Origin of the sequence: Halomonas sp. SpR8 (genome assembly GCF_031010195.1) — a bacterium.
GTDB lineage: Bacteria > Pseudomonadota > Gammaproteobacteria > Pseudomonadales > Halomonadaceae > Vreelandella.
Window position 1 is genome coordinate 658,102 of record NZ_JAUAMC010000002.1, and the last position, 24,579, is coordinate 682,680.

General features: G+C 55.6%; 21 protein-coding genes. 11 read left to right on the plus strand and 10 right to left on the minus strand.

Features of this window, described 5'->3' with window-relative positions:
* Positions 1-143: 143 nt before the first annotated feature.
* From QT230_RS06350 to QT230_RS06360, 3 genes are read right to left on the minus strand one after another with little or no spacing between them, the layout of a single operon-like run.
* Entirely contained in the window at positions 144-1,610 is a 1,467-nt protein-coding gene (locus tag QT230_RS06350) for an NAD-dependent succinate-semialdehyde dehydrogenase (RefSeq protein WP_308320734.1), read from the minus strand.
* 51 nt (positions 1,611-1,661) lie between these two features.
* On the minus strand, positions 1,662-2,705 hold the full coding sequence (locus tag QT230_RS06355; protein ID WP_308320735.1) for an LLM class flavin-dependent oxidoreductase: 1,044 nt from the start codon (positions 2,703-2,705) through the stop codon (positions 1,662-1,664).
* Positions 2,706-2,729: 24 nt separating this feature from the next.
* Positions 2,730-4,307 carry a BCCT family transporter gene (locus QT230_RS06360; protein ID WP_308320736.1) on the minus strand — a complete coding sequence of 526 codons (1,578 nt, stop codon included), beginning with the start codon at positions 4,305-4,307 and terminating at the stop codon, positions 2,730-2,732.
* A 381-nt stretch (positions 4,308-4,688) separates the two neighbouring features.
* Here QT230_RS06360 and QT230_RS06365 point away from each other — a divergent pair, with 381 nt between their 5' ends.
* Genes QT230_RS06365 through QT230_RS06395 form a run of 7 tightly spaced genes read left to right on the plus strand, consistent with a single transcriptional unit; the run spans position 4,689 to position 9,871 of the window.
* A complete protein-coding gene (locus QT230_RS06365) occupies positions 4,689-5,288 on the plus strand; it encodes an amino acid synthesis family protein (RefSeq protein ID WP_308320737.1) in 600 nt (199 codons plus the stop codon).
* Positions 5,289-5,303: 15 nt separating this feature from the next.
* Positions 5,304-6,134, plus strand: coding sequence for an alpha/beta fold hydrolase (locus QT230_RS06370; protein ID WP_308320738.1), 831 nt, complete (start codon positions 5,304-5,306; stop codon positions 6,132-6,134).
* Complete coding sequence (locus QT230_RS06375) at positions 6,131-7,606, plus strand: aldehyde dehydrogenase (RefSeq protein WP_308320739.1); 1,476 nt, start codon at positions 6,131-6,133, stop codon at positions 7,604-7,606. The genes QT230_RS06370 and QT230_RS06375 overlap by 4 nt, the downstream gene beginning before the upstream one ends.
* A 14-nt stretch (positions 7,607-7,620) precedes the next feature.
* Complete coding sequence (locus QT230_RS06380; protein ID WP_308320740.1) at positions 7,621-8,127, plus strand: flavin reductase family protein; 507 nt, start codon at positions 7,621-7,623, stop codon at positions 8,125-8,127.
* 24 nt (positions 8,128-8,151) lie between these two features.
* Positions 8,152-8,532: a 4-carboxymuconolactone decarboxylase gene (gene pcaC / locus QT230_RS06385; RefSeq protein WP_308320741.1), complete on the plus strand. Its 381-nt coding sequence runs from the start codon at positions 8,152-8,154 to the stop codon at positions 8,530-8,532.
* A gap of 35 nt (positions 8,533-8,567) precedes the next feature.
* Entirely contained in the window at positions 8,568-9,302 is a 735-nt protein-coding gene (locus QT230_RS06390; RefSeq protein ID WP_308320742.1) for a GntR family transcriptional regulator, read from the plus strand.
* 11 nt (positions 9,303-9,313) lie between these two features.
* Positions 9,314-9,871 (plus strand): NUDIX hydrolase, encoded by a 558-nt coding sequence (locus tag QT230_RS06395; RefSeq protein WP_308320743.1) that lies wholly within the window; start codon positions 9,314-9,316, stop codon positions 9,869-9,871.
* On the opposite strand, the gene ribBA is transcribed toward QT230_RS06395, so the two are convergent.
* Positions 9,861-10,976, minus strand: a complete 1,116-nt coding sequence (gene ribBA / locus QT230_RS06400) for a bifunctional 3,4-dihydroxy-2-butanone-4-phosphate synthase/GTP cyclohydrolase II (protein WP_308320744.1) — start codon at positions 10,974-10,976, stop codon at positions 9,861-9,863. The two genes, QT230_RS06395 and ribBA, sit on opposite strands and share 11 nt — an antisense overlap.
* Before the next feature lie 84 nt (positions 10,977-11,060).
* Between ribBA and QT230_RS06405 the strand changes: the two genes are divergently transcribed.
* The 4 genes from QT230_RS06405 (at position 11,061) to QT230_RS06425 (ending at position 16,342) form a co-directional block, all read left to right on the plus strand.
* On the plus strand, positions 11,061-11,351 hold the full coding sequence (locus QT230_RS06405; RefSeq protein ID WP_308320745.1) for a DUF1330 domain-containing protein: 291 nt from the start codon (positions 11,061-11,063) through the stop codon (positions 11,349-11,351).
* 466 nt (positions 11,352-11,817) lie between these two features.
* Positions 11,818-13,398 (plus strand): BCCT family transporter, encoded by a 1,581-nt coding sequence (locus QT230_RS06415; RefSeq protein ID WP_308320746.1) that lies wholly within the window; start codon positions 11,818-11,820, stop codon positions 13,396-13,398.
* Positions 13,399-13,590: 192 nt separating this feature from the next.
* Positions 13,591-15,342, plus strand: coding sequence for a sodium:solute symporter family protein (locus tag QT230_RS06420; protein WP_308320747.1), 1,752 nt, complete (start codon positions 13,591-13,593; stop codon positions 15,340-15,342).
* 112 nt (positions 15,343-15,454) lie between these two features.
* Positions 15,455-16,342: a DMT family transporter gene (locus QT230_RS06425; protein WP_308320748.1), complete on the plus strand. Its 888-nt coding sequence runs from the start codon at positions 15,455-15,457 to the stop codon at positions 16,340-16,342.
* A 78-nt stretch (positions 16,343-16,420) separates the two neighbouring features.
* On the opposite strand, the gene QT230_RS06430 is transcribed toward QT230_RS06425, so the two are convergent.
* The 6 genes from QT230_RS06430 to QT230_RS06455 form a co-directional block, all read right to left on the minus strand.
* Positions 16,421-17,239, minus strand: coding sequence for an electron transfer flavoprotein subunit beta (locus QT230_RS06430; RefSeq protein WP_308320749.1), 819 nt, complete (start codon positions 17,237-17,239; stop codon positions 16,421-16,423).
* Positions 17,229-18,500, minus strand: a complete 1,272-nt coding sequence (locus QT230_RS06435; RefSeq protein ID WP_308320750.1) for an electron transfer flavoprotein subunit alpha/FixB family protein — start codon at positions 18,498-18,500, stop codon at positions 17,229-17,231. Before QT230_RS06435 ends, QT230_RS06430 begins: the two co-directional genes overlap by 11 nt.
* Entirely contained in the window at positions 18,497-20,500 is a 2,004-nt protein-coding gene (locus QT230_RS06440) for a (Fe-S)-binding protein (RefSeq protein ID WP_308320751.1), read from the minus strand. The genes QT230_RS06435 and QT230_RS06440 overlap by 4 nt, the downstream gene beginning before the upstream one ends.
* Positions 20,501-20,583: 83 nt before the next feature.
* Positions 20,584-22,656: a dimethylglycine demethylation protein DgcA gene (dgcA, locus tag QT230_RS06445; RefSeq protein ID WP_308320753.1), complete on the minus strand. Its 2,073-nt coding sequence runs from the start codon at positions 22,654-22,656 to the stop codon at positions 20,584-20,586.
* A 24-nt stretch (positions 22,657-22,680) separates the two neighbouring features.
* The gene (locus QT230_RS06450; protein ID WP_308320754.1) at positions 22,681-23,226 is read right to left on the minus strand and encodes a DUF5943 domain-containing protein; all 546 of its coding nucleotides are present in this window, start codon (positions 23,224-23,226) and stop codon (positions 22,681-22,683) included.
* Between the two features lie 186 nt (positions 23,227-23,412).
* Complete coding sequence (locus tag QT230_RS06455) at positions 23,413-24,390, minus strand: dipeptidase (protein WP_308320755.1); 978 nt, start codon at positions 24,388-24,390, stop codon at positions 23,413-23,415.
* Between the last annotated feature and the right edge of the window lie 189 nt (positions 24,391-24,579).

Here is a 24,579-nt window from a genome sequence, read left to right on the forward strand (position 1 = left end):
AATAGCGTAAAAATCGCCTTGCGCCATGTTTGGGCGCCACACCGTTATGCAGCTGCCCGCCACTACTACAATCACGCATGTGCAGGCACATCTGACCAAGATGTCGTTAGCAGATATACATTATTATCCAGCTTTAACGACACCTAGTGACCTAACCCTCCCATACAGATATATTTGATCTCTAAATAATCATCGAGACCATACTTAGAGCCCTCACGGCCAAGCCCTGATTCTTTAATGCCTCCGAAGGGTATCACTTCGTTCGATATTCCCACTTCATTGACGCCAACCATCCCATACTCAATGTTTTCTGAAATACGCCATACTCGTCCTACATCACGCGTATAGACATAAGAAGCAAGACCAACCTCGGTATCGTTTGCCATCGCTATTGCTTCAGCTTCATCTTTGAACCTAAATAGCGGGGCTACTGGACCGAATATCTCTTCACGGAAGATACGCATGTCACTGGTAACGTTGGTCAGAACTGTTGGCTGATAAAAACATGTGCCAGGACTATCAATAGCACCACCCGTCATCAATATAGCGCCTTTCATTAAAGCTTCTTCCACCATTGCATGAACATCTTTAACCGCCTGTTCATGTATCAACGGGCCAACCGTTATGCCTGCGTCAAGTCCATTGCCTACCTTAAGTTCACTCACAGCAGCAATAAATTTCTCAACAAAGGCCTCGTATACCCCATCCTGTATCAGGATTCGGTTTGCGCAGATGCAGGTCTGACCTGCATTTCGAAACTTTGAAGCCAGCACCCCAGCAACGGCCTGATCCAAATCTGCATCATCAAAGACAATGATTGGAGCATTCCCACCCAGTTCCATCGAGACCTTCTTAACCGTATTAGCACACTGTTTTAGCAATAGCTTTCCTACCGGCGTAGAGCCTGTAAATGTCACCTTGCGTACAGTTGTGTTCCCAGTCAGCTCGCTGCCAATCTCACTGGAGTTTTCTCCTACCACAAGATTCAACACACCGGCTGGAATGCCTGCCCTCTCAGCAAGCTCTACCATTGCCAGAGCAGACAAAGGTGTTTCTTTGGCTGGCTTCATGACGAAAGTACATCCCACCGCCAGTGCGGGGCCCGCCTTGCGAGCTAACATAGCATTGGGGAAATTCCAGGGTGTGATAGCTGCGACCACACCCACCGGCTGCTTAATCGTAATCAGCCGACGGTCATTGGCAACGGTCGGAATAACATCGCCATAGATACGTTTAGCCTCTTCAGCGAACCATTCAATATAGGATGCCCCATAAGCCACCTCGCCCTTGGCTTCGGCGAGAGGCTTCCCTTGCTCATAAGTCATAATCATCGCCAGGTCATCTTGATGTTCAAGCATCAAATCATGCCAGCGACGCAGAATAGTGCTACGTTCTTTAGCGGTTTTTGCCCGCCAGGCAGGAAGAGCGCGGTGAGCGGCTTCAATGGCCATTCGGGCATCATCCGCACCAGCGTTTGCTACCTGTGCAACCACTTCTCCAGTAGCAGGATTGATCACCTCAAAGCGTGCACCTTGCTTTCCATCTACCCACTGGCCATCGATATAAGCTCGAGTCTTTAACAGACCAGGATCTTTTAGCTGTAATGTCATTTTCAGTTCCCGATACAGGTCGCATCTCGACAATGATTTCCCATCACCCGGTTAACGAAAGTGTGGTAAAACCTTACTAATAAACAGCTCAAGCGAGCGCTTTTTTTCTTCAAAAGGCAAAGTATTGTCTGTCCAAAAGCTATACTCGGTGATGCCTAGCTTTTCGTAGTTCTTTAGGCGCTCAATAATTTCATCAGGTGTGCCTATCATCATATTCTGCCGAAGCCCCTCTAGAGAGAACTCGGGGTTATCAGCAACTGATTCTTGTGTAACGGGCTCGAAGAAGCCGTTAACTGCCTGCTGATCGTTCTTAAACCAAGCAAGGAAATAGCGATAGAAGAGATTCAGAGCCTCTGTCCCTTTTCGCCACCCCTCTGGATCACTTTCTTCATGAACATAGGTGTGACGTAACAACATAAGATCAGGCCGGGAGATTTCAGGGTTATTACTGCAAGCTGTATCAAACTTCCTGGCCAAATCAGCAACCTCTTCGTCCCCTTTCATAAGAGCTGTCACCATGACATTGCAGTTATTTTCAACCGCAAACTCATGGGAATTAGGGTCACGCGCAGCGATCCAAATTGGAGGTCGTGGCGACTGTAAGGGCTTGGGCACGCTGGTTGTCGTGGGGAAGCGATAGACCTCACCCTCATGAGCATAATCGCCCTGCCAAAGGCCTTGTATCGCCGGTACCATCTCGCGCAGTGCTTGGCCACCATCTGCTGCAGACATTCCATCGGTAAGGCGGTCGAACTCAAACTGATACGCCCCCCTTGCGATGCCAAATTCAAGGCGGCCATTACTGATTACATCAAGCATGGCTGCTTCACCAGCTAGGCGAATTGGATCCCAAAATGGAGCCACAAAGGTGCCCGCACCCAGGCGGATCCGCTCAGTCTTGGCCGCAAGGTAAGCTAACTGGGCTATCGGACTCGGCGAGGAGGTAAATTGCATACCATGGTGCTCACCAATCCAAGCAGTTCGAAAACCGCCCGCTTCTGCAATTTTCACTAGCTCACAGAGTTCATCAAACAATTGTTGATGATTCTCCTGCTCGCTGTAGCGCTCCATATGTATAAATAGAGAAAAATGCATTTCTGACTCTCCTGATAGTAGTTGTTAGCGAGTTTCAATCGAGGGAGCAGTACCTGCGGCACTGATGTCTTCTTCGCGAAGTGCCTTAACCATGCAATAACACATCACCAAGAGGGCCACGGAAAATGGTAAGGCTGCGGCTATTGCTGCCGTCTGTAAGGCCAACAGTCCACCTGCTAGCAAAAGAACGGCTGCGGTGGCACCAAGCCCTAGCCCCCAAATCACACGATAGAGTTGCGGAGGATGTGGGCTGCCCTTGGCAAGGATCGTACAGATGACGAGAGTCCCTGAATCTGCAGATGTCACAAACCACGTGACAATCATTAGCGTCGCCATGGCAGTCATAAAGCCAGTAGCCCATGAGACATCCAGTGCCTGGATAGTTTGGAACAACACCTGCGTGACATTTTCATTAGCAACCGTAGCCAAATCAGCGCCGCCAAAAAGCTGCAAGTGCAAGGCGGTACCACCAAAAATGACAATCCATGCGGTTGCACCCAAGGTCGCTGCCAACATGCCACCCAAGAGTACTTCGCGGATGGTACGGCCACGCGAAATACGGGCAATGAACATACCGACATAGGGACCCCAAGACAGCCACCACCCCCAATAGAACAGCGTCCACCAACCTTGCCATTGACTCTCAGGGTCAGGGTTTGTCCAGAAGGCCATATTGACGATGTTAGCCAGATAATCCCCTATGCTGGTGGTGAAGATGGTCAACAGAAAAACACTTGGGCCCGCCAACATGAAGAAAGCGAAAAGAATCATGCTGAGATGAATATTCCACTCACTTAGCAGCCGAATCCCTTTCTTCAACCCGGTCACTGCCGAAACAGTGGCAGCTAAGGTGACGCCTATCACTAACAACACTTGATTGGTGCTGGAAATTTCCAGGCCGAAAAGCGTATTGAGCCCAGCATTCATTTGTGAAACGCCGAGTCCCAACGTAGTGGCAGTGCCGAATAACGTCGCAAAGATCGCCAGCAGATCGATCGCATGACCAATAGGCCCGTAAATTCGCTCACCTAGCACAGGATAGAAAGCCGAGCGGATAGTCAACGGCAGACCCCGCCGATAAGCAAAGTAAGCCAGAATGGTGCCAACCAGAATATAGATAGCCCAGCCGTGCAGGCCCCAATGGAAGATCGTAATACGTAGGGCTGCTTGAGCAGCTGACATTGTATTGGGCTCGACACCGGCCATCGAAATAAAGGGGTTGCCCTGAAGGTGGGTAAGAGGTTCGGCAATACTCCAGAATAAAAGCCCAGTGCCAACGGCAGCACTAAAGAGCATCGCGAACCAGGTAAAGTGGGAAAACTCAGGCCGCTCATCATCATTCCCAAGCCGCAGCTTTCCATAAGGGCTGATGATAATGCCGATGGTAACGAGTAGAACCACATTTACCGTAAGGATGTAATACCAGCCGAGCTCCTGCTCAATAAACTGCTTCACCCATTGATAGATACTATTGGCCAGTTCTGGCTGAAGTACTGAGAAGAGTACGAAGGCAAAGACCATCGTTATCGAGGCTATCGCCATCGTTTTATCAACACCAGCGAACACGCCCCTGCTTGGTGTGTCCTGTCGAGAGTCTTGCATAGAAAAGCTCTCCTTAATTGAGTTTCTTGTCATTGTCTTTATGGCGTTGCCAACGCCGCCGTAACCAAAGGATCAACCGAGCCGCTGTCGGCAGACAGCCTGTCTAATGGAGCAAACAGCTCAGCAACAATATTGGTATGCCATAATACGACATGCAAGAACTTATTTTATTTTTTACATGCCAACACCTACACAAACAAAATAAAATAAATAAATTTCAGTAAATTATAAAAACAATCGATTTATTCACCAAACTTTACAACGCTTCCTATATCGCCATTTATTGCTAAAATCAATTATTGGTATTATGGTATACCAAGAATCTAAAGGATACTCTACCCCTAAGGCTATGCAGGCCTGCCCAGTAATAAGGAAACGCCAATGAGCTTTACAATTCGCAAAATCGTGACTTACCGAGAGACAACTTACATAGAGGGCGGCAAGGAGGGAGTACACCCGGTCACCATGCTTGGCGTGGCTGCTGTCATTGCAAACCCATGGAGCGGACAAGGCTTTGTCGAGGATCTATCCCCTGAAATTCGTAAAGGTTGTTCTTCTTTGGGCGAGCGCATCGTCGAGCTAGTTCTAAAGGAGATGGATGGCGACACCATAGAGGCGTATGGAAAAGCAGCTATTGTGGGCACTAACGGTGAAATTGAGCATGCGTCAGCGATCATTCATACATTGCGCTTTGGCAATCATTTTCGTGATGCGGTCGGGGCCAAGAGCTACTTGAGCTTCACCAACAAACGCGGCGCTCCCGGCACGTCGATCCAGATACCGATGATGCACAAGCATGACGAGGGCTTTCGTTCGCATTACATCACACTGGAAATGCACATCGAAGACGCACCTCGCCATGACGAAATCATTGTCGCGCTTGGGGCCGCTGATGGTGGACGACTGCATCCGCGTATCGGCAATCGCTATCAAGATCTGCAAGAACTGGCCGCTGAGGCAGAACAGGACGGTAACCACTGAGTCCAAGGAGACTGCATGGAGCTCACCAATTCACGCAAGAGCCCCGATGGCACACGCTACTGGCGGCAGGGAAGCGGCCCGCCCGTCGTGCTCATTCACGGCGTGGGCCTTGATGCCACTATGTGGCAGTCGCAGATCGATGTTTTAGCAGAGCAATATGAAATCATCGTCTACGACATGCTCGGGCACGGCGATAGCGCATTACCTAATGAGAATGATGGGTTAGACGCTTATGCCGACCAACTGGCACTACTGCTTGATCACTTGGCCATAAAGCGGGTGGCGGTAGTGGGATTCTCAATGGGCGGGCTAGTGGCTCGCGCTTTTGCCTTGAGCCATCCTGACCGGATAGCGGCGATGGTGGTGCTTTCCAGTGTCTTCGATCGTGATGAAAGTCAGCGCGCTAGCGTTCGTCACCGCATTGTGCAGACTCGCGACCAAGGCCCGGCAGCAAACGTCGGCGATGCCTTAAAGCGCTGGTTTAGCCCAGAATTCCACCATACACACCCAGATTGCATCAATGCGATTTACGAAACGGTCATTAACAACAACCCGCAGGGTTACTACCGCAGTTACGCCCTGTTTGGCACTCAGGACAATTTCGGTACTGAGCAGCTACACACCATTCAAATGCCAGTGATGGTTGCGACTGGTGAGTTAGACACAGGATCTACGCCTCGGATGGCTAGCGCCCTTGCGCAAAAATTACCTAACGCCGAGTTACACATTCTCCCTGGTTTGCGGCACATGGCCCCTATAGAAGCTCCACAAGCAGTCAACGGGCTGATCAAAAGCTTCTTTGCCAAGGCTTATTTCCATGATTCACTTGAGGAGGCACATCAATGAGCCTGGACAAACTGCAAATGTTTATCGATGGTGAATGGGTTGATGCCCACACCGGTGCCACTTTCAATAGCCACAATCCCGCGACGGGTGAGGTATGGTGTCATTTACCAGAAGCCGATGCTCAAGATGTCGATGACGCAGTGCAGGCAGCCCAGCGCGCCTTCGAGGGCTCCGCCTGGTCTGGCCTAACAGCTACTGCGCGTGGGAAGCTACTTTACCGCCTCGGCGAGCTGATAGCAGAGCATGCTGATGAGCTCGCCTGCTTAGAAAGTCGCGACAACGGCAAGCTGATGCGTGAAACTCGCGGCCAGGTCAGCTACCTCCCCGAGTTTTTTTATTATAACGCTGGGCTGGCCGATAAGGTGGTGGGTGAGACGCTGCCTTTGGACAAGCCAGGCATGTTTGGCGCCACCGTGCGTGTACCGCTCGGCGTGGTGGCTGCAATTATCCCGTGGAATAGCCCTCTTTATCTGACCGCTATCAAACTTGCGCCAGCCCTGGCCGCTGGGAACACGATCGTCATTAAGCCATCTGAGCATGCTTCGGCGAGCCTCATTGCGTTGATGCGGCTTGTTAAGCAAGCTGGCTTTCCGCCAGGCGTGGTCAATTTGGTCACTGGCTTTGGGGCCACTGGTTCAGCACTGACTGCCCACCCCTTGGTACGTAAGATTGCCTTTACTGGCGGTGCCAATGCCGCCCGCCACGTGGTACGCAACAGTGCCGCGAATTTCGCTAAGCTTTCGCTAGAGCTGGGTGGCAAATCACCCAATATCCTGTTCGAAGACGCCGATTTGGATAGCGCCATCAATGGCGTGGTAGCAGGGATATTCGCTGCCTCCGGGCAGAGTTGTGTCGCCGGCTCGCGACTGCTAGTACAACGCGGCATTTACGACGAAGTAATCAAGCGACTCTGCGAGCGTGCGCAGTCCATCCAGATTGGCGATCCTAACGATGCTGCAACAGAAATGGGGCCCATGGCGACTCAAGCCCAACTGGAAAGCGTCGAGCGCATGGTCGCCCAGGCTCAGGCCGATGGTGCACGCTTAGTGCACGGCGGCAAGCGTGCGGACATCGAGCAGGGCTGGTACTACTGCCCGACCATTCTGGCATGCGACTCTCACGATCTGCCAATCATGCAAGAAGAAGTCTTCGGCCCCGTAGTCGCAGTGATTCCTTTCGCAGACGAGGCCGAGGCGCTGCATTTGGCCAACGATACCGACTATGGTTTGGCCGCTGGTATCTGGACGCAAGATATTGGTCGCGCCCATCGCCTTACCCGTGATGTTCGGGCCGGCATTCTTTGGGTCAATACCTACCGTGCGGTCTCTGCTATGGCGCCTATTGGTGGTTTCGGTGCCAGCGGCTATGGACGCGAGAGTGGTATAGATTCGGTGCGCGACTATACCGACCTAAAGACCATGTGGATCAACCTTTCCACACAGCCCATGCCCGACCCTTTCATCATGCGTTGAGCGAGGAGATGTCAATGATCGATTCACAAGACTACAAGCAGGTTCTTGGCGCCTTCCCTACTGGCGTCACCGTTATTACCGCCCTCGATGAAAATGATCGACTTGTAGGCTTTACCGCCAGTGCTTTTTCAGCGGTTTCCATGGATCCACCACTTATACTGGTATGCCCGAGCCTGAACTCAGACTCCTATCCGGTTATCCAGCACAGTGGGCAATTTGCAGTACACATACTCAGCCACCATCAACAATCAATTGCTTATCAGTTTGCTGGCAAGGGGCCTGACAAATTATCAGGGATCAATTGGCACCGCTCTCCCCACGGCAACGCCATCATTGATGGAACTGCTGCCTACCTTGAGTGCCGACTATGGGAGGCGTATCCAGGCGGCGACCACGCTATCGTGGTCGGAGAAGTACAAGGCCTATGGATCTCTAAAGATGAAGCCGACCCCTTACTGTATTGCCGAGGCAAAATGGATCAGCTTCCTGAGAGCCTACGCCTAATGCCAGCAACAATTTAAAGATTACAAAAAGAGAGCAATCGAATGACACAAGAACGTTACGCAAAAGGTCTCGAAAAGCGCCGACGCGTGCTCGGTGCCGAGTACGTCGACCAATCAATTCGCAATGCCGACGACTTCACTCGCCCCCTTCAGCAATTAGTCACTGAGTACTGTTGGGGCGAAGTGTGGCAACGCAAGGGGCTCAGCGATCGCGAGCGCAGCATGATAAACTTAGCCATGATTACTGCCCTGAACCGCCCTCATGAATTGCGCCTCCACGTCCGAGGTGCTATCAACAATGGCCTCAGCGTCGAGGAAATTCGTGAGGTTCTCTTACAAACGGCAATTTACTGTGGTGTTCCGGCGGCCATTGATTCCTTCCGCCAAGCCCGCGAAGTTCTCGTTGAGATGGGTAAACTCTAGCGGCTCAAACACCACCATCACCGAGGAACTAGAAGATGGAACGAAAACCTTTAGACGACAGCCTGAGGGTCACACGCAACCAGCCCACTCTGCGTGAAATGGTTTTCGACAAGCTGCGGCAAGCAATTATGGGCTTCCAGCTGTTGCCAGGTGATCGTTTAGTCGAGCGCGACCTGTGTGATCGTCTGGGCGTTAGTCGCACCTCGGTAAGGGAAGCATTGCGCCAACTAGAAGCAGAAGGATTGGTAGAGTATGTTGGCAATGGCCCACGTGTGACGGTTATTACGCTGGAGGATGCACGTGATATTTATGAATTGCGCTGCGTTCTTGAAAGTATGGTCGTGCAGCTTTTTACCCAGAAAGCGAGCCGCCGACAAATGGCGGATTTAGACCGTGCTTGGGAAGTGCTTAAAGATACCCTACGCGGCGGCAAGAGCCACGAGATCGTTGAAGCGGTCAGCGACTTCTACGGTGTTCTATACGATGGCGCGGGCAACCGCGTTGCTGGGCAAGTCCTCGGTCAGCTACAGGCACGAGTCAGCTATCTGCGAGCCACATCGTTGTCTCAACAGGAGCGTTACTTGGACAGCTTCCGTGAGATGGCCCGTATCGTTGAAGCGATCAAGGCACGTGATTCAGTTGCAGCACATGCTGCTTGCGTGGAGCACATCCAAGCGGCTGCAAAGGTAGCGCTGTCCGCATTAGCGGCTAAGAGCGGCGAGCCGGTTGAACCGATTACGCCCCCATTACGTGTCCAAAATAGCCTGTAAAGAGGCGATTTATGCATCAATATTGTTGTCACTGCGGCCAGCGTTCACTTAGCTACGGAATTCCCGAAGGTGATACTCATCCACGTAAGTACTGCAACGCTTGCGGACTCATATACTACGATAACCCACGAGTGATCGCTGGGGCCATTATTGAACAAGAAGGACGCTTGCTCTTATGCCAGCGTGGCATTCCTCCGCGCGTAGGCACATGGACCTTGCCAGCAGGTTTTATGGAACGTGGAGAAAGCGTAGAGGAAGCCGCCTATCGAGAAGTCTGGGAGGAGACTGGCATCAACGCTGAAATTCTTTCCCCCTACTCAATTTTCAGCGTGCCACCGACCAATGAGCTTTATATTATTTATCGTGCACGTTTGAAGGAGTGGAAAGACACTCCGGGGCACGAGACCCTCGCTGTGAAATGGTTTAACGCCGAGGACATTCCCTGGCCGGATATCTTCTATCCGGCCATTCGACAAATTCTAGAGCGCTATATAGATGAACATGCTGGGGGCACCTATGGCATCTATACCGGTAGCATGGAAACCGGTACAGTTCACTTCATGCGCTAGAAGGCTGGGTGGGAGGCGAAACAATCTCTACTACCTCTAGATCGAAGCCTTTCAGTCCCTTGTAATTTAGCGGCGCCCCCATCAAGCGTAACTTGCTGACCCCGAGATCCGCGAGGATCTGCGAACCGGTGCCCGTATTAGAATAGCGACGCTGTGGAACATCCCCCGATGGCTTATTAAGTTTTGTAGCACGCGACAATAGACTCTGGGATGATTCATGGCTTGCGAGAACCACCACGACCCCATGCTCCTCCGCTGCTACGGCCTCCAACGCAGACCATAATGACCATGCCGTTGGGCCCAAATACTCCGCCCCCACTAAATCACGCAATGGATCCATAGCATGTACACGAACCAGCGTAGGCTTATCGAGAGACATTTTTCCCATTGTTAAAGCCAGGTGAGCTTCCCCACTGATAGTGTCTTCATAGGCATGTAAGTTGAACTCTCCATGTATGGTTTGCAGCGTCTCCTGTCCGGTAGACACAATGGTTTTTTCTGTCGCTAAACGGTGCTGGATCAAGTCAGCGATAGTGCCGATGCGCATCCCATGGTGTTGAGCAAAGGTCTCAAGCTCGGGGCGCCGAGCCATGCTGCCATCTTCATTCATTATCTCAACAATCACCGCCGCTGGCTCACACCCAGCTAAACGTGCGAGATCACAGCCTGCCTCAGTATGGCCAGCCCGGCTCAGCACACCGCCATCGCGGGCACGTAATGGGAAAATATGACCCGGCTGTACCAAGTCGCGAGGATGTGCCTCTGGAGACACAGCCACCCGCACTGTCGCGGCCCGATCTGCTGCGGAAATCCCCGTCGTTACCCCTTCGCGCGCTTCGATGGATACAGTAAACGCAGTAGCGAAGCTTGCCCCGTTATTCTCAACCATGGGAGCCAAACCCAACTGCTCACAGCGTGAGCCAGTCAACGTTAGGCAGATCAATCCCCGGGCATGAGTCGCCATAAAGTTGATCACTTCAGGCGTAACGGCCTCAGCAGCGATGACCAGATCGCCCTCGTTCTCACGATCTTCATCATCGACAAGGATGACCATTCGCCCATTACGCATATCTTCAATGATATCTTCTATACGATCGAATGCCATGGTTTAAGACCTGCCTATTGTTGTGGTGTATCCTTGTATTCTGGCATACCATAATACAAACAACCATAGACTCTGGAGAAATCAATGCGCAAAGGTTACTGGATAGCCAACGTCACTGTCCTCGATGCAAAACGTTATGCTGAGTACCAGGCCCTAGCACCTGCAGCGCTTGCGCAATACGGTGCCAACTTCCTGGCCCGGGGCAGCGAACGGGTTACTTTAGAAGGGAATACTTCTCATACCCGCAGTGTGATCATGGAATTTCCCAGTTACGAGCAGGCCCTCGCCTGCTATCACTCTGAAGGGTATCAACGCGCCAAAGCTGCACGCGAAGGTGCTGCCGACGTGAATATCGATATTATAGAAGGCCTGTAACCGACACTCTCATATTGATCGTAGTGTGCGGCGATGTGGCGTAACCACTTCATCCAGCTGAAACAGCGCTTGACCGCTTTCCGTTGCCTATATTTAGGCTTATCAAACCGTCTAGGGAGACCTGGCCATTTTCTTCGATGCAGGTTCGACATGCGCTCAAACGCATAGCCATCGTGGTGCATTAGATTAGGAACAAAGTGTGAGTAAATACGGAACAATATTTCCGTCGGGGTGAAGAGTAATCAGCTCAGACATTTCCTTGTCGCCGACTTGCCAAATCTATCCCCTCCATGCCTGAGAACTTACTCCAAAAAGGCACTCACATATCTATTTAAGACACTCTAGTGAAGACGAATAGCTAGAGGTCGCTTTCACGACACTCCTTCTTTGAAACAGGCTCAACAATTCCTAACGTCGGCGATGTGACGAATATCCGACGCCTAACAAGAGCCACCAAGGAAACCCGATGAAGAACAACAACGGCCCGGTTCTGTCGCCCGGACAGGACAATACTCAGATCTTGGGGTTGGACTTTCATAACCCCGTCTTTCCGCTTTCAGCTCTAGCCATCCTACTATTTATTATTTACGCGCTGGTCTATCCAGATGCGGCTAATACTCACTTAGGGCTTGCCAAGAACTGGTCGATTGAACACTTCGACTGGCTGTTTATGATTGCTGGTAACATTTTTGTGGTGTTTTGCCTTGTGCTGATCTGCTTGCCACTCGGGCAGATTCGTCTAGGCGGCAAGGATGCAAAACCAGAATATTCGCGCACCTCCTGGTTCGCCATGCTGTTTGCGGCGGGCATGGGTATCGGCCTGATGTTCTGGAGCGTTGCAGAGCCAGTAGCCTACTACACCGACTGGTATGGAACGCCATTGAATACGCCGGCGGGGACCCCGGAGGGAGCCAGTGCCGCCATGGGGGCGACCATGTTCCACTGGGGCCTGCACCCCTGGGCCATTTATGGCGTGGTGGCACTGTCACTGGCCTTCTTTTCCTATAACAAGGGCTTGCCGCTGACGCTGCGCTCCGCCTTCTACCCAATTCTGGGCGAGCGAACGCGTGGTTGGGCGGGCCATATCATCGATATTCTTGCCGTGCTGGCCACCATTTTTGGCTTGGCTACCTCACTTGGGTTTGGCGCTACCCAGGCAGCTGGCGGCCTCGCCTATCTCTTCGGTGTCCCCAATACCATCGGCACCCAACTGGCGATCATCGTGGTGGTCACGGTGATTGCGCTGATCTCGGTATGGCGGGGTATCGACGGTGGCGTCAAGCTGTTCTCGAACATCAACATGGTCATCGCAGCGGTGCTACTTCTGTTTGTGCTCGTGGCGGGGCCGACCCTAATGATTCTGACGGGAATTGGCACCACCGCACTAGACTATGCGAGCCACCTGTTGCCGCTATCGAACTGGATTGGCCGCGATGATGATACTTGGTACCACGGCTGGACCGTCTTCTATTGGGCATGGTGGATTTCCTGGTCACCGTTTGTCGGCATGTTTATCGCTCGTGTATCGCGAGGGCGCACGGTGCGTGAATTTCTTATCGCCGTTCTGCTGGTACCCACGCTGGTTACACTGGTCTGGATGAGCGCCTTTGGCGGCACGGCGCTTTACCAGACTGCCAACGGCATGGGTGAACTGGCTAACGGCATTGGCGACGTTTCGCTTGCCATGTTCCATATGCTGGAACAACTGCCTCTGACCAGTATCACCTCGACGCTGGCGATTATTCTGGTGTTGGTTTTCTTTATTACCTCTTCAGACTCCGGTTCGCTGGTCATTGACAACATCACCGCCGGTGGCAAGACCGATGCACCCAAAGGCCAACGCGTATTCTGGGCCACCCTTGAAGGCGTCATCGCCGGAGTCCTCTTGTATGGCGGGGGCAGCACTGCACTAGGCGCTCTGCAGGCAGGTGCCGTGGCCACTGGCCTCCCCTTCACGCTAGTGCTTCTGCTGATGTGCTTCAGTCTTTACATGGGGCTGCATAGAGAGTGGCGCGAGCTTAACGCAGTGCCAAAAACCGTCAGGTAATCAAGTATCTGTTGTCTTCGGGGCGCCAATTTTATGGCGCCCCTTTTTTGTTTGCGGATTTCGTGTGGTTGGCGAATATCGTGTCGTGATTCCGGCACTGCGTGCCGTTAATGACAATGAGCAGGCAGGCAAAGCGCTGCACCATGGCTAAACAGTATTAATAACCCCGTCAACAACTTCACGGCTATTTCAATGATCTACACCATCGCAATACTCTTCAGTCTGATTGGCTATTTTGTTATCGGACATCTGGCCGGGCGTCGCGTCAAGGGCCTTGATGATTATCTGGTGGCCGGGCGCAACGCACCCACCTTCTTTATTCTAGGTACGCTGGTGGCTAGCTATCTAAGCACCAGCGCCTTTCTCGGCGAAACGGGTTTTGCCTACCAGGGCTACCCGTTTGTAATGCTGATTTTTGCGGCCGTCAGCACCTCGGGCTGTTTGCTGGGCGCGCTGGTGTTTGGGCGTTACCTGCGCCGCAGCGGCGCGCGAACCGTGCCTGAGTTCTTTGGCAAGCGCTTCGCCTCGCGCCGGGTTCAGGTAATCGCCGGGCTAACGACTATCATTGGCCTAGGCGCCTACCTTTTGGGCGTAATGCAGGGCGCGGGCATCATGTTTTCCGAGCTGACCGGCATGCCTTACTGGGTAGGCCTGGTGCTAGTGTGGGCGACCTACACGGGCTTTATTCTCTATTCGGGCTCGCCTGGGGTGATGCTCACCGATACCATCATGTTCGTGATCTTTTCACTGGCGGCCCTCGGCGGTTCGATTTACGTGATCCAGGACCTGGGTGGCTGGAACGGCGTTGTGGAAGGGCTTTTGACCCAGACCGACAAACCCGGTATCGCGCTGTGGCACGGCGTTCTGGACGGGCCCAATGCCAGCTTCTCCTCGCCCGGCGAGGCGCTGACCTGGGGGCTGACGCTAGGACTGGTGTGGGCGGCGGTGCTGGCGGCCAGCCCCTGGCAGTCCAGCCGCTACTTGATGGCCCGTAATGAGCACGTGGTCATGCGCTCGGCCATGCTAACGGCAGTGGCGCTGGCCATTTTCTACGCGCTGATGATGATGACCGGCGCGGCGATCAATCTGTACGACCCGAATCTAGATCCGGAGCGCTCCATGATCTGGGTGGCGCTCAACGTGTTGCCTACTTGGCTCGGTGTGGTCATTCTGACCGGCGTGTTTGCCGCTGGGCTATCATCCTGCTCGACTTTTCTGTCGATTATCGGCTTTAGTCTCTCCAACGATATTCTGCCCGCCTCGCTGGACGAAAAATCGGCGATGCGCAAAAGCCGTATAGCGGTGCTCGGCGCAGGTCTGGTTGCACTGCTGCTCGCACTTTTCCAGCCGCCGGCGGTGATGTCGGTGGTGTGGTTTGCGGCCACGCTATTTGCCTCCTCCTGGGGGCCGGTGGCCTTGATGAGCATCTGGAGCAAGCGGATCACCGCCGCAGGCGCCAGTTGGGGACTCGCCGTTGGATTCGCCGGCAACGTGGCGATCTCGATGATGGTTCAGGCCGAGTGGCTAAGTCTGCCGGTCTATTTGCATCCAGTGCTGTTAAGTACCTTGATGGCCTTGGCAGCCATCGTTCTGGCTTCAAAAGTCACTCGCGTAAGTCAGGCTGAAAACGAGTACCGGGCGTTTCTGCATGAATTTGATACGCAGGCGGTCAGCAGCTGGGTTTCCGGCACTCGCTTGATCGCGCTATGTACCATGCTTTCCGGCGTGGCCATCGGGGTGTTTTTGTGGCGCCAGTACGCGGTGACACTTGACGGATTTGCCGTACAGTTCAGCGTGTCCGCCAGCGCTGTGCAGGGCGGCTACACAATGGCGATCGGCTGCGGCGCCATGCTGCTGATGGCCGGAGCGGTGGGTTTTTGGGTGGTTTGCCCTCGCCAGCAGAAGGCCTCTGGCACGCGAATAAGCACGTCTGGTAATCGTTAATCAAACGGCCATCCAGTGGAGCCTAGGCTCAATTGCTACGCTTAACCGCTCGCCCACTGGGCGAGCGGTTGTCTTTTTTGCCAATACTTTTTGCCAACAGGGAGTCAATAGCATGCAGTTAAGTGCTTACCAGCGCGGTCTGCTAATGGTGGTGCTGGGCGTGGTGTTTCTGAGCTTCGACGGCCTGCTGATCCGCTTGGCCGATACCGACGGCTGGACCATCGTGTTCTGGCGCGGCTTTTTGATGTTCAGCGTGCTGGGCCTACTGTGCCTTACAGGTAGCCGACTGGCCACGCTACGCCACAGCCCCTTCTCGTCGTTGGTATCAGCAATACTTTTAGGGCTGATCTCGGCGCTTTTCGTGCTGGCGGTGATGAATGCCAACGTGGCTAATGTGGTGGTGATTCTCAGCACTGCACCGCTGTTTGCCGCGCTTTTTTCACGGGTTTTTCTCAAGGAGCGAGTAGCCCTGCGAACGCTGGTGGCTATCGCTATCTGCATACTGGGCATGAGTCTGGTCTTTATGGGCGAGGGCGCCCACGGCATGCTGATAGGCAACCTGTATGCGCTGGCCGCGGCAGCGGCGATTGGCGGCAACCTTACGGTGCTGCGCCGTTTCCCGGCCATTGACCGCCTTGTGGTGATTGCCGGCGGGGGGCTTCTATCGGCGGCCATCGCACTGCCTTTAGCCTCGCCGTTTTCGCTGGACGCCCCGCGCTACGGTGTGCTGGCTGTGATGGGGCTTATTCAGATGCCGCTGGCTACCGTGCTGATCAACAGCGCCACCCGCTACCTGCCTTCCACCGAGGTGGCGCTGTTTTACCTGGTCGAAACCGCGCTGGGCACGTTGTGGGTGTGGTGGATGCTGGGTGAGACACCCACCGTTTCCACGCTAGCGGGCGGCGCGGTGGTAATCCTAGTTCTGGTACTGCATGCCTGGCGCGGCTTGCATCTGGAAAAGCAGCGCCTCCGGCTATACCCAGGATTTGCAGGCAACTAGATAAAAAACTTCGCCAGCAATAACAAAGCCCGCCGGAGCGGGCTTTAACAGCGATTGAAAGCGTGATGAGCAAGGGCTTCAGCGCAGCACGTCTTCTTCTTTGAGGAGCTTATAGATCGCCTCGGCGCCCTGCTCGGGGGTCACGTCGGTGAGTATTTGCCCACCTTTGCCCTCGGCTTTGGAGGCCGCCGCTTTGAAGCGATCCCTTGCCGAAGCGGCTTTGACAATTTTTAAACGCTTAGGCCGTTTACGCGCAGGCGCCACGTGCCACTGAGCCAACTCAGTGTCAGCTACTGGCGTCGTGGCCGTCACCTCAAAGGTGGCTCGACGAGCCGGGCCAAACGCGCTCTGTCGCGCCACTGGCCCCGCTTCGTCCACGCTGATGATGGCGGGCAGGCGTACTTTGAGTCGACGACGCTGGCCACGAGGTAGCGCCTGAAGCAGCGTTACCACGCCATTTTCCACCGTTTCTACCGCTGCCAGGCCGTTAACCAACGGCCAGCCGAGTTGCTCTGCCAGCGCATAGGGCAAAAGCCCAGAACCCTCTCCGCGCTCAGCCCGGGCTCCGGTGATCACTAGCTGAGGCGAGGTTGCAGCTAAGTGATCTGCAAGGGTCGAAATAGCATCGCTTCCTTCAGGCTGCTCCAGCAGGGTCATGGACTCAAGTCCCATTCCCAGGTAGCCACGCAGGGCCGCCTCGCTGTCAGCATCCTGAGAACCGGCGTGTAATACGCTGATTTGGGTGCCCGGCAGTTCAGCTCCCATAGACAGCGCAAGCTCCAGGCCCCGTGCATCCTGTTCAGCCCGCCGCGCGCGTCCGGTAGTAGGATGACGCCCTATGGAGACTAGCACCGCCACGTCGATTCCCTGTTGCTTTTGCTGTAGATCAGGCCGCATCGCGCTGCCCTCCTCGCTGCTGCTCCACCATGGCCACCAACGCGGCAAGGATTTGGGTGCTGTCGCCAATCACCGCCAGATCGGCGCGCTTGATAATGTCGCAACCCGGATCGAGATTGATCGCCACCACCTTGTCGCAGCGCTGAATGCCCTGCAGGTGCTGGATAGCGCCAGAGATACCCACAGCCACATATACTCGGGCGGTTACCCAGGTACCGGTTGCCCCCACCTGACGGTCTCGTGCCATAAAACCGTCGTCCACCGCAACCCGCGACGCCCCTTCGGTAGCACCGAGTACTTTCGCGGCGTGGTGGAAGGCGTCCCACTCTTTGATACCGTTGCCGCCAGAAAGGATGAACTCTGCCTCGGCCAGCGCCACGCCAGCAGGATCCACCGCCACCTGACCCAAATCTTCAATACGCGACAGGGTGGTGGGGACTGGTGCTGTCAGCATCAGGAGTTTGGCCGCGTGTCGGGTCTCATCTACCGGCTCAGCACACTCGGCCAGCGCCAATGCAACCCGCGGTAGAGGGCGTTGAATATCCAGGCTCCCGGCGGCCCCCCGGGTCGTACAGTGCCAACCCAGTGGAGCCGCGTGATCAGCTTCGATCTGCCACACCCCCGTGGCAGCGCGTTCACCCAGCCGTAAAGCCAGCCGCCGCCCCAGATCGGCCCCGCCCAAGGGCGAGTCCGGCAGCAGCCAAAAACGTGGCGCCATCTCCCGCTCTACGGCGCTTAACGCCGCTAGGCGTGCTTCGGGGGAGAACCCCGCGTAGACGTCATCGTCAAGAAGCACAACCCGATCAATCCCGGCGTCGCCTAAGGCGTCTTCCTTATGCTCACCAAACAGAATTGCCACCACAACGCCGGGCTGTTCGGCGTTGGCGTCCGCCACGCGCCGGGCCAGCCCTAGCAGATCTTTGTCGTGGCCTGAGAGACGCCCACCGGTCAGGTCGGGCACCACGGCCACCAGGAAGGTGGGATCTTCAATCGTCACTGTTCGACGGCTATCTTGAGGAGCCGTCGTGGTCGCGGCGGACTGCCCGCCTTGCTGAAGGCCACTACGGTCAATACGCTTGACGCCATTGGGGCCGATAAAGCCGACGGCACGAGGGTTCTTGCGCATCACGCCGTTGGGCCCCAGCCACTCGCTGACGGCTGCGCCGCCGCCCATGTCGGTGATCACGCTAGCATAATCGGGATGCAGACGGTTCCGGGCGATCCATTCACGACGTGGGTCGCGACGAATAATCTCACTCATACGATCACCTCTTCAGCAGTCGTCGTTGCAGCAGGCCGCCGGGATCCGCCAGACGCCTCATCAGTGGGGCGCTCAACGAGAGCATCGGCCACCAGTTCGGCGATATCGCGCACCTCGGCGCTAGCATCCACCACACCTTCCAGCATGGCGGTGCACTGTGGGCAACCCACTGCGACCAGCTCGGCGCCGCTCTCTTTGACGTCATTCATGCGCATATCGGGAATTCGCCGCTCACCGGGGATATCGGTAATCGGTGCCCCGCCACCGCCGCCGCAGCAGCGCGAGCGGAAGCCGGAGCGTTCCATTTCCTTGACCTCGATGCCCAGCGCCTTAAGCACGTTGCGCGGTGCCTCAAACTCACCGTTATAGCGCCCCAGGTAACAGGGATCGTGATAGGTGACGCTGCCGCCCTTCCAGGGCGAGAATGTCAGCCGACCAGCGTCATACAATTCAGCAATAAAAGTGCTGTGGTGGCGTACATCGTAATGTCCGCCTAGCTCTCCATACTCATTGCCCAACACATGAAAGCTGTGGGGATCGCAGGTCACGATCTGCAGGAAACGATACTTGGAAAGGGTGGCAATATTGCGCTTCGCCAGGGCCTGGAACGTCGCCTCATCGCCCAGGCGCCTCGCCACGTCGCCGCTATCGCGCTCCTCCGTACCCAACACCGCGAAATCTACTTCAGCGGCACGCAGCACTTTGACCAGTGCGCGCAGGGTTCGCTGGTTGCGCATATCAAAGGCGCCATCCCCTAGCCACAGCAGAACGTCGACCTGCTTGAGATCTGACATTAGCGGCAGGTTAAGATCCGCTGCCCAGTTGAGTCGTGAGCCAGGATCGAAACCGCCGGGATTGTCGGTAGCAATCAGATTATCGAGCACCTCGGCGCCTTTATTGGGCGTTTTGCCTCGCTCCAGGGTCAGGTAACGACGCATATCGACAATCGCATCCACGTGCTCGATCATCATCGGGCACTCTTCGACACAGGCGCGGCAGGTGGTGCAAGACCAAAGCGTATCAGCGTCGACCAAGGCCTTCCCTTCCAGCGCCACGATGGGCCCATGGGGAGTCCCGGCGTGCTCTCCTATCGGCTTGCCAGGGTAGGGCGAGCCAGCATAGGCTGCATCGCTTCCCCCCGCCATACCTACGACCATGTCCTGGATCAACTTCTTGGGGTTGAGCGGTTGACCCGCGGCAAATGCCGGGCACACCGCCTCACAGCGACCACACTGTACGCAGGCATCGAAGCCCAGCAGTTGATTCCAGGTGAAGTCGGCAGGCTTTTCCACGCCTAGTGGAGCCGCCTCGTCTTCCAGGTTCAGCGCCTTGAGGCCCGTTGAGCGGCCAGCCCCCCCTTTTTTCGTGGAGAAGCGCTCGGCGCGGCGATGAAAAGCTAGATGCAAGGCACCGGCGAAGGCGTGCTTCATGGGCCCGCCCCAGGTCATGCCAAAAAACATTTCGCCCAGGCCCCAAGCCACCACGCCCGCTAACACCAGCGCCAGCAGCCAACTACCACTGCCTTCAATCAAACCGTCGGGCAGCAGACCTACCGTGGGCAGCGTGATCAGGAAGACACCTATTGAAAACGCCATGAGACTCTTGGGCAGGCGCATCCAGGGGCCCTTGGAGAGCCGCGCGGGTGGGTTGATCCGCCGTCGTGCCACGAAGAGGCTGCCGACAAACATGGAAGCGCTAGCCAGCAGCAGTAATCCACCCAGCAGCGGATTAGCAATACCAAGCCCATGCACCAGGATCATCAGCGCGGCGGCAGCCACGAAACCACCGGCGGTGGCCACGTGGGTGTTGGAGATCATTTTGTCACGCCCTACGACGTGGTGCAGATCCACCAAATAGCGGCGCGGCAGCGCCACCAGCCCCTTGAGCAGGTTAACCCGTGAGGGTCGCCCCTGTCGCCACAGGCGTATACGGCGCACGGCGCCGATCACCGCCAGGGCCAGGGCGGTGAAAATCAGTATCGGCAAGAGCGTTTCGAGCATGGTGCTCACCTCATCTTTGGTGCCATTGGCTTCGGCGGCGGGGCTGCTCTGGCGCCCCGCATTATTGTTGGCTTTCGCCTAAGTCAAAAGTCCTTGCAGATTCGCAGGGCGTCGTAGATGGCCGCATGGGTATTGCGCGGTGCCGTGCAGTCGCCTAGGCGGAACAGCAGGAAGCCCTCCCCTTCTTCGCTCAAGCTGGGCTGTGGCTGGATCGCGTAGAGCGCTTCCAGATTCACTTGGCCTTTGTTGCGGGACTGCTCTTTAAGGGCGTAGTAGAGCGCCTCATCGGGACGAACACCGTTCTCAACGACCACCTGATCCACCACGCGCTCTTCCAGGGCACCGGTGTACTCATTTTCGAGCACCGCCACCAGGGTGTCGCCCTCGCGGTAAACCTTATGCAGCATCAGGTCGGAGGACATGATGACCTCCTTCTCGTAGAGACTGCGGTAGTAGGTGGGGAAGGTGGTGCCGCCCACCGCCGCACCGGGCTTGATATCGTCGGTAACGATCTCCACCTTAGCGCCCTTATCGGCAAGAAAATCTGCCGCCGAAACGCCGGAGAATTCGCAGATGGCGTCATAAATCAGCACATTCTTACCGGGAGCCACCTTGCCAGAAAGGATATCCCAGGTGCTGACCACCAAGCTTTCCTCGGTATTCTCGGAGTAGCCCCACTCTGGGTGCTGGCTAAGGAACGGCTGGCCTCCGGTGGCTAGTACGACGATATCCGGGCGCAGGTCGAGCAGTGTTGCCTCATCGGCGCGGGTGCCCAGACGCAGATCGACTTTCAGCCGCGCTAGCTCCAGTTGGTACCAGCGGGTGATACCGGCGATCTGGTCGCGTTGCGGGGCCTGAGCAGCAATGGTGATCTGTCCACCTAGCGCTTCAGCCGCCTCAAACAGGGTGACATCGTGTCCGCGCTCAGCGGCGACGCGAGCGGCCTCCATACCGCCGGGGCCTCCGCCCACCACCACGACTTTGCGCTTGGCACCTTCTGTTTTTTCAATGATATGCGGCAAACCCATGTATTCCCGCGACGTCGCCGCGTTCTGGATACAAAGCACGTCAAGGCCTTGATATTGGCGGTCGATGCAGTAGTTGGCGCCCACGCACTGCTTGATCTGGTCTATCTGGCCCATCTTGATCTTAGCGATCAGGTGCGGGTCGGCGATATGTGCCCGGGTCATGCCCACCAGGTCTACATAGCCACCCTCAAGAATTCGCTGAGCCTGATTGGGGTCTTTGATGTTCTGGGCGTGGATCACCGGTACGGTTACCACTTCCTTGATCCCCGCCGCCAGATGCAGAAAAGGCTCCGGCGGATAGGACATATTGGGAATGACGTTGGCTAGCGTGTTGTGCGTGTCGCAGCCGGAACCGATCACGCCGAAAAAGTCGACCTGGCCGGTGGCATCGTAGTAAGCGGCGATCTGCTTCATGTCGTCGTGGGAGAGACCGTCTGGGTGGAACTCGTCGCCACAGATACGCATACCGACGCAGAAGTCGTCACCCACCTCAGCACGTACCGCCTTAAGCACCTCTAGGCCGAATTTCATACGACCCTCGAAGCTACCGCCCCACTCATCCTCGCGCTTGTTAACCCGCGGGCTCCAGAACTGATCGATCAAATGCTGGTGCACTGCGGAAAGCTCAACGCCGTCGAGCCCGCCTTCCTTCGCCCGGCGAGCCGCCTGGGCGAAGTCGCCGATGATGCGCCAGATTTCTTCTTCCTCAATGGTCTTGCAGGTAGAGCGGTGCACCGGTTCGCGGATACCGGAGGGTGATACCAGGGTCGACCAGTCGAAACCGTCCCAGCGAGAGCGGCGCCCCATGTGGGTAATCTGGATCATGATCTTGCCACCATGCTTGTGCACGGCATCGGCCAGATTCTGAAAATGTGGAATGATGCGGTCGGTGGACAGGTTTACCGAACTCCACCAACCCTGGGGGCTGTCGATAGACACGACCGACGAGCCTCCGCAGATACACAGGCCGCAACCACCTTTGGCCTTCTCCTCGTAGTATCTGACGTAGCGTTCAGTGGTCATGCCGCCGTCGGTGGCATGCACCTCGGCATGGGCGGTGCTGACCACACGATTGCGGATGGTCAACTTGCCGATCTCAATCGGTTCGAAAATTGCGTCAAATGCCATGATTTTCTCTCCTCATTCCCGCGGTTAGCGGGTGGCGTCGGTCAGCGGCCTAACGTCAAATACGCCGACATCGCAGCCTTCTTCGGCCCCACTCTGCGTTTGCTCGGCGACGGTGCGCAGTGAGCTTCCGCGTGCGGCGAGGATTTGATCCATGGCCCCGGCGAACCAGCCAGTGAACATGTACTCTTCTTTTTTTCCCGTCTTGCCAAGCTGGTAAACAAAGGCGCTGTGCTCCAGCCGCACTCTCGCCGTACCGGCATCAAGGTCAATCTGCTCGGTAATGAAAAGCCCCCAGCCGCGCTGGGAAAGACGCGTCATGTAGTGCTCAAATACGGCGACGCCTTCAAGACCATGGCACTCGGCCTCTTTCTCGCACCAGTGCCAGGCACTCTTGTAGCCAGCGTGGTAGAGGATCTCGGCGTACTTCTCGGCACCCAGCGCTTCCTCTACCGCGACATGGTTGTTGATAAAAAAGTGCCGCGGCACATACAGCATCGGCAATGCGTCACTTGTCCAGACGCCGGTCTCACTATCTACTTCGATGGGCAGTGCGGGGGCCAGTTTGGTCACGGTTATCTTCCTCAGGTCTTGCTGATTGTTATGAAGTGGCTAATTAGCCGTTCTGCAAGGGAAGCGGCGCCGGGGATAGGCCGTAGAGGGGGTCTTTTGCCATGGATGGCAAAAGTAGCGCCCAGGGAGGGGTTCACAGCGCCCCCTCGTAGGCCTATCGCCGGTAAAGCCGCGTGGTAAGACTCATCAGCTTCCCCACACGTCCTTAAGCACGCGCACCCAGTTCTCGCCCATGATCTTGCGCACCTGAGACTCACTCATACCGCGCTTCAGAAGCGCCTCGGTCAGGTTGGGGAACTCTCCGACGGTGCGAATCCCCTCGGGGTTGATGATCTTGCCAAAGTCCGTCAGGCGACGGGCGTAGCCCTTGTCATGGGTCAACCACTCGAAGAACTCCTGGCCATGTCCCTGGGTAAAGTCGGTGCCGATCCCGATGGCATCCTCACCGACGATATTCATGATGTATTCGATGGCCTCGCAATAATCCTCAATGGTGGAATCGATGCCTTTCTTGAGGAACGGGGTAAACATGGTGACGCCGACAAAGCCGCCGTGGTCGGCAATAAACTTGAGCTCTTGATCGGATTTATTGCGCGGATGCTCTTTAAGGCCGGAGGGAAGGCAGTGGGAGTAACAGACCGGCTTTTTAGACTCCAGAATCACTTCCTCGGAGGTTTTGGCACCGACATGGGAGAGGTCGCACATGATACCGACGCGGTTCATCTCGGCGACGATCTCACGGCCAAACCCGGACAAGCCGCCATCGCGTTCGTAGCAGCCGGTGCCCACCAGGTTCTGGGTGTTGTAGCACATCTGCACGATGCCCACGCCGAGCTGCTTGAAGATCTCTACGTAGCCAATTTGGTCTTCAAAGGCATGGGCATTCTGAAAACCGAAGATAATACCGGTCTTACCCTCTTCTTTGGCGCGGGTGATATCCGCTGTGGTGCGCACCGGACGCACCAAATCGCTACATTCGGCCATCAACTGATTGGACTTGACGATATTATCGACCGTGGCCTGAAAACCCTCCCATACTGAGACGGTGCAGTTGGCAGCGGTCAGGCCACCGCGACGCATGTCCTCAAGCAGCTCACGATTCCATTTGGCAATGATCAGGCCGTCAATGACGATGGCGTCATTGTGCAGTTCAGAGGGGGTCATAGCTAAGCTCCAGCATTGATGAATGTAGCGAGCATAGCGCTGACATCGGGGGGAGCTGCTCTTGGAAACGACAGCGGAAATTCCAAAAGCGTCATGTCATCGCGAACACGACCACTACTCGCGTAACTGCAAAAAATTTATCGCAACGTCACGCTGGGCAAAGTCACGCTCGAATGGAGCATAGCGGTC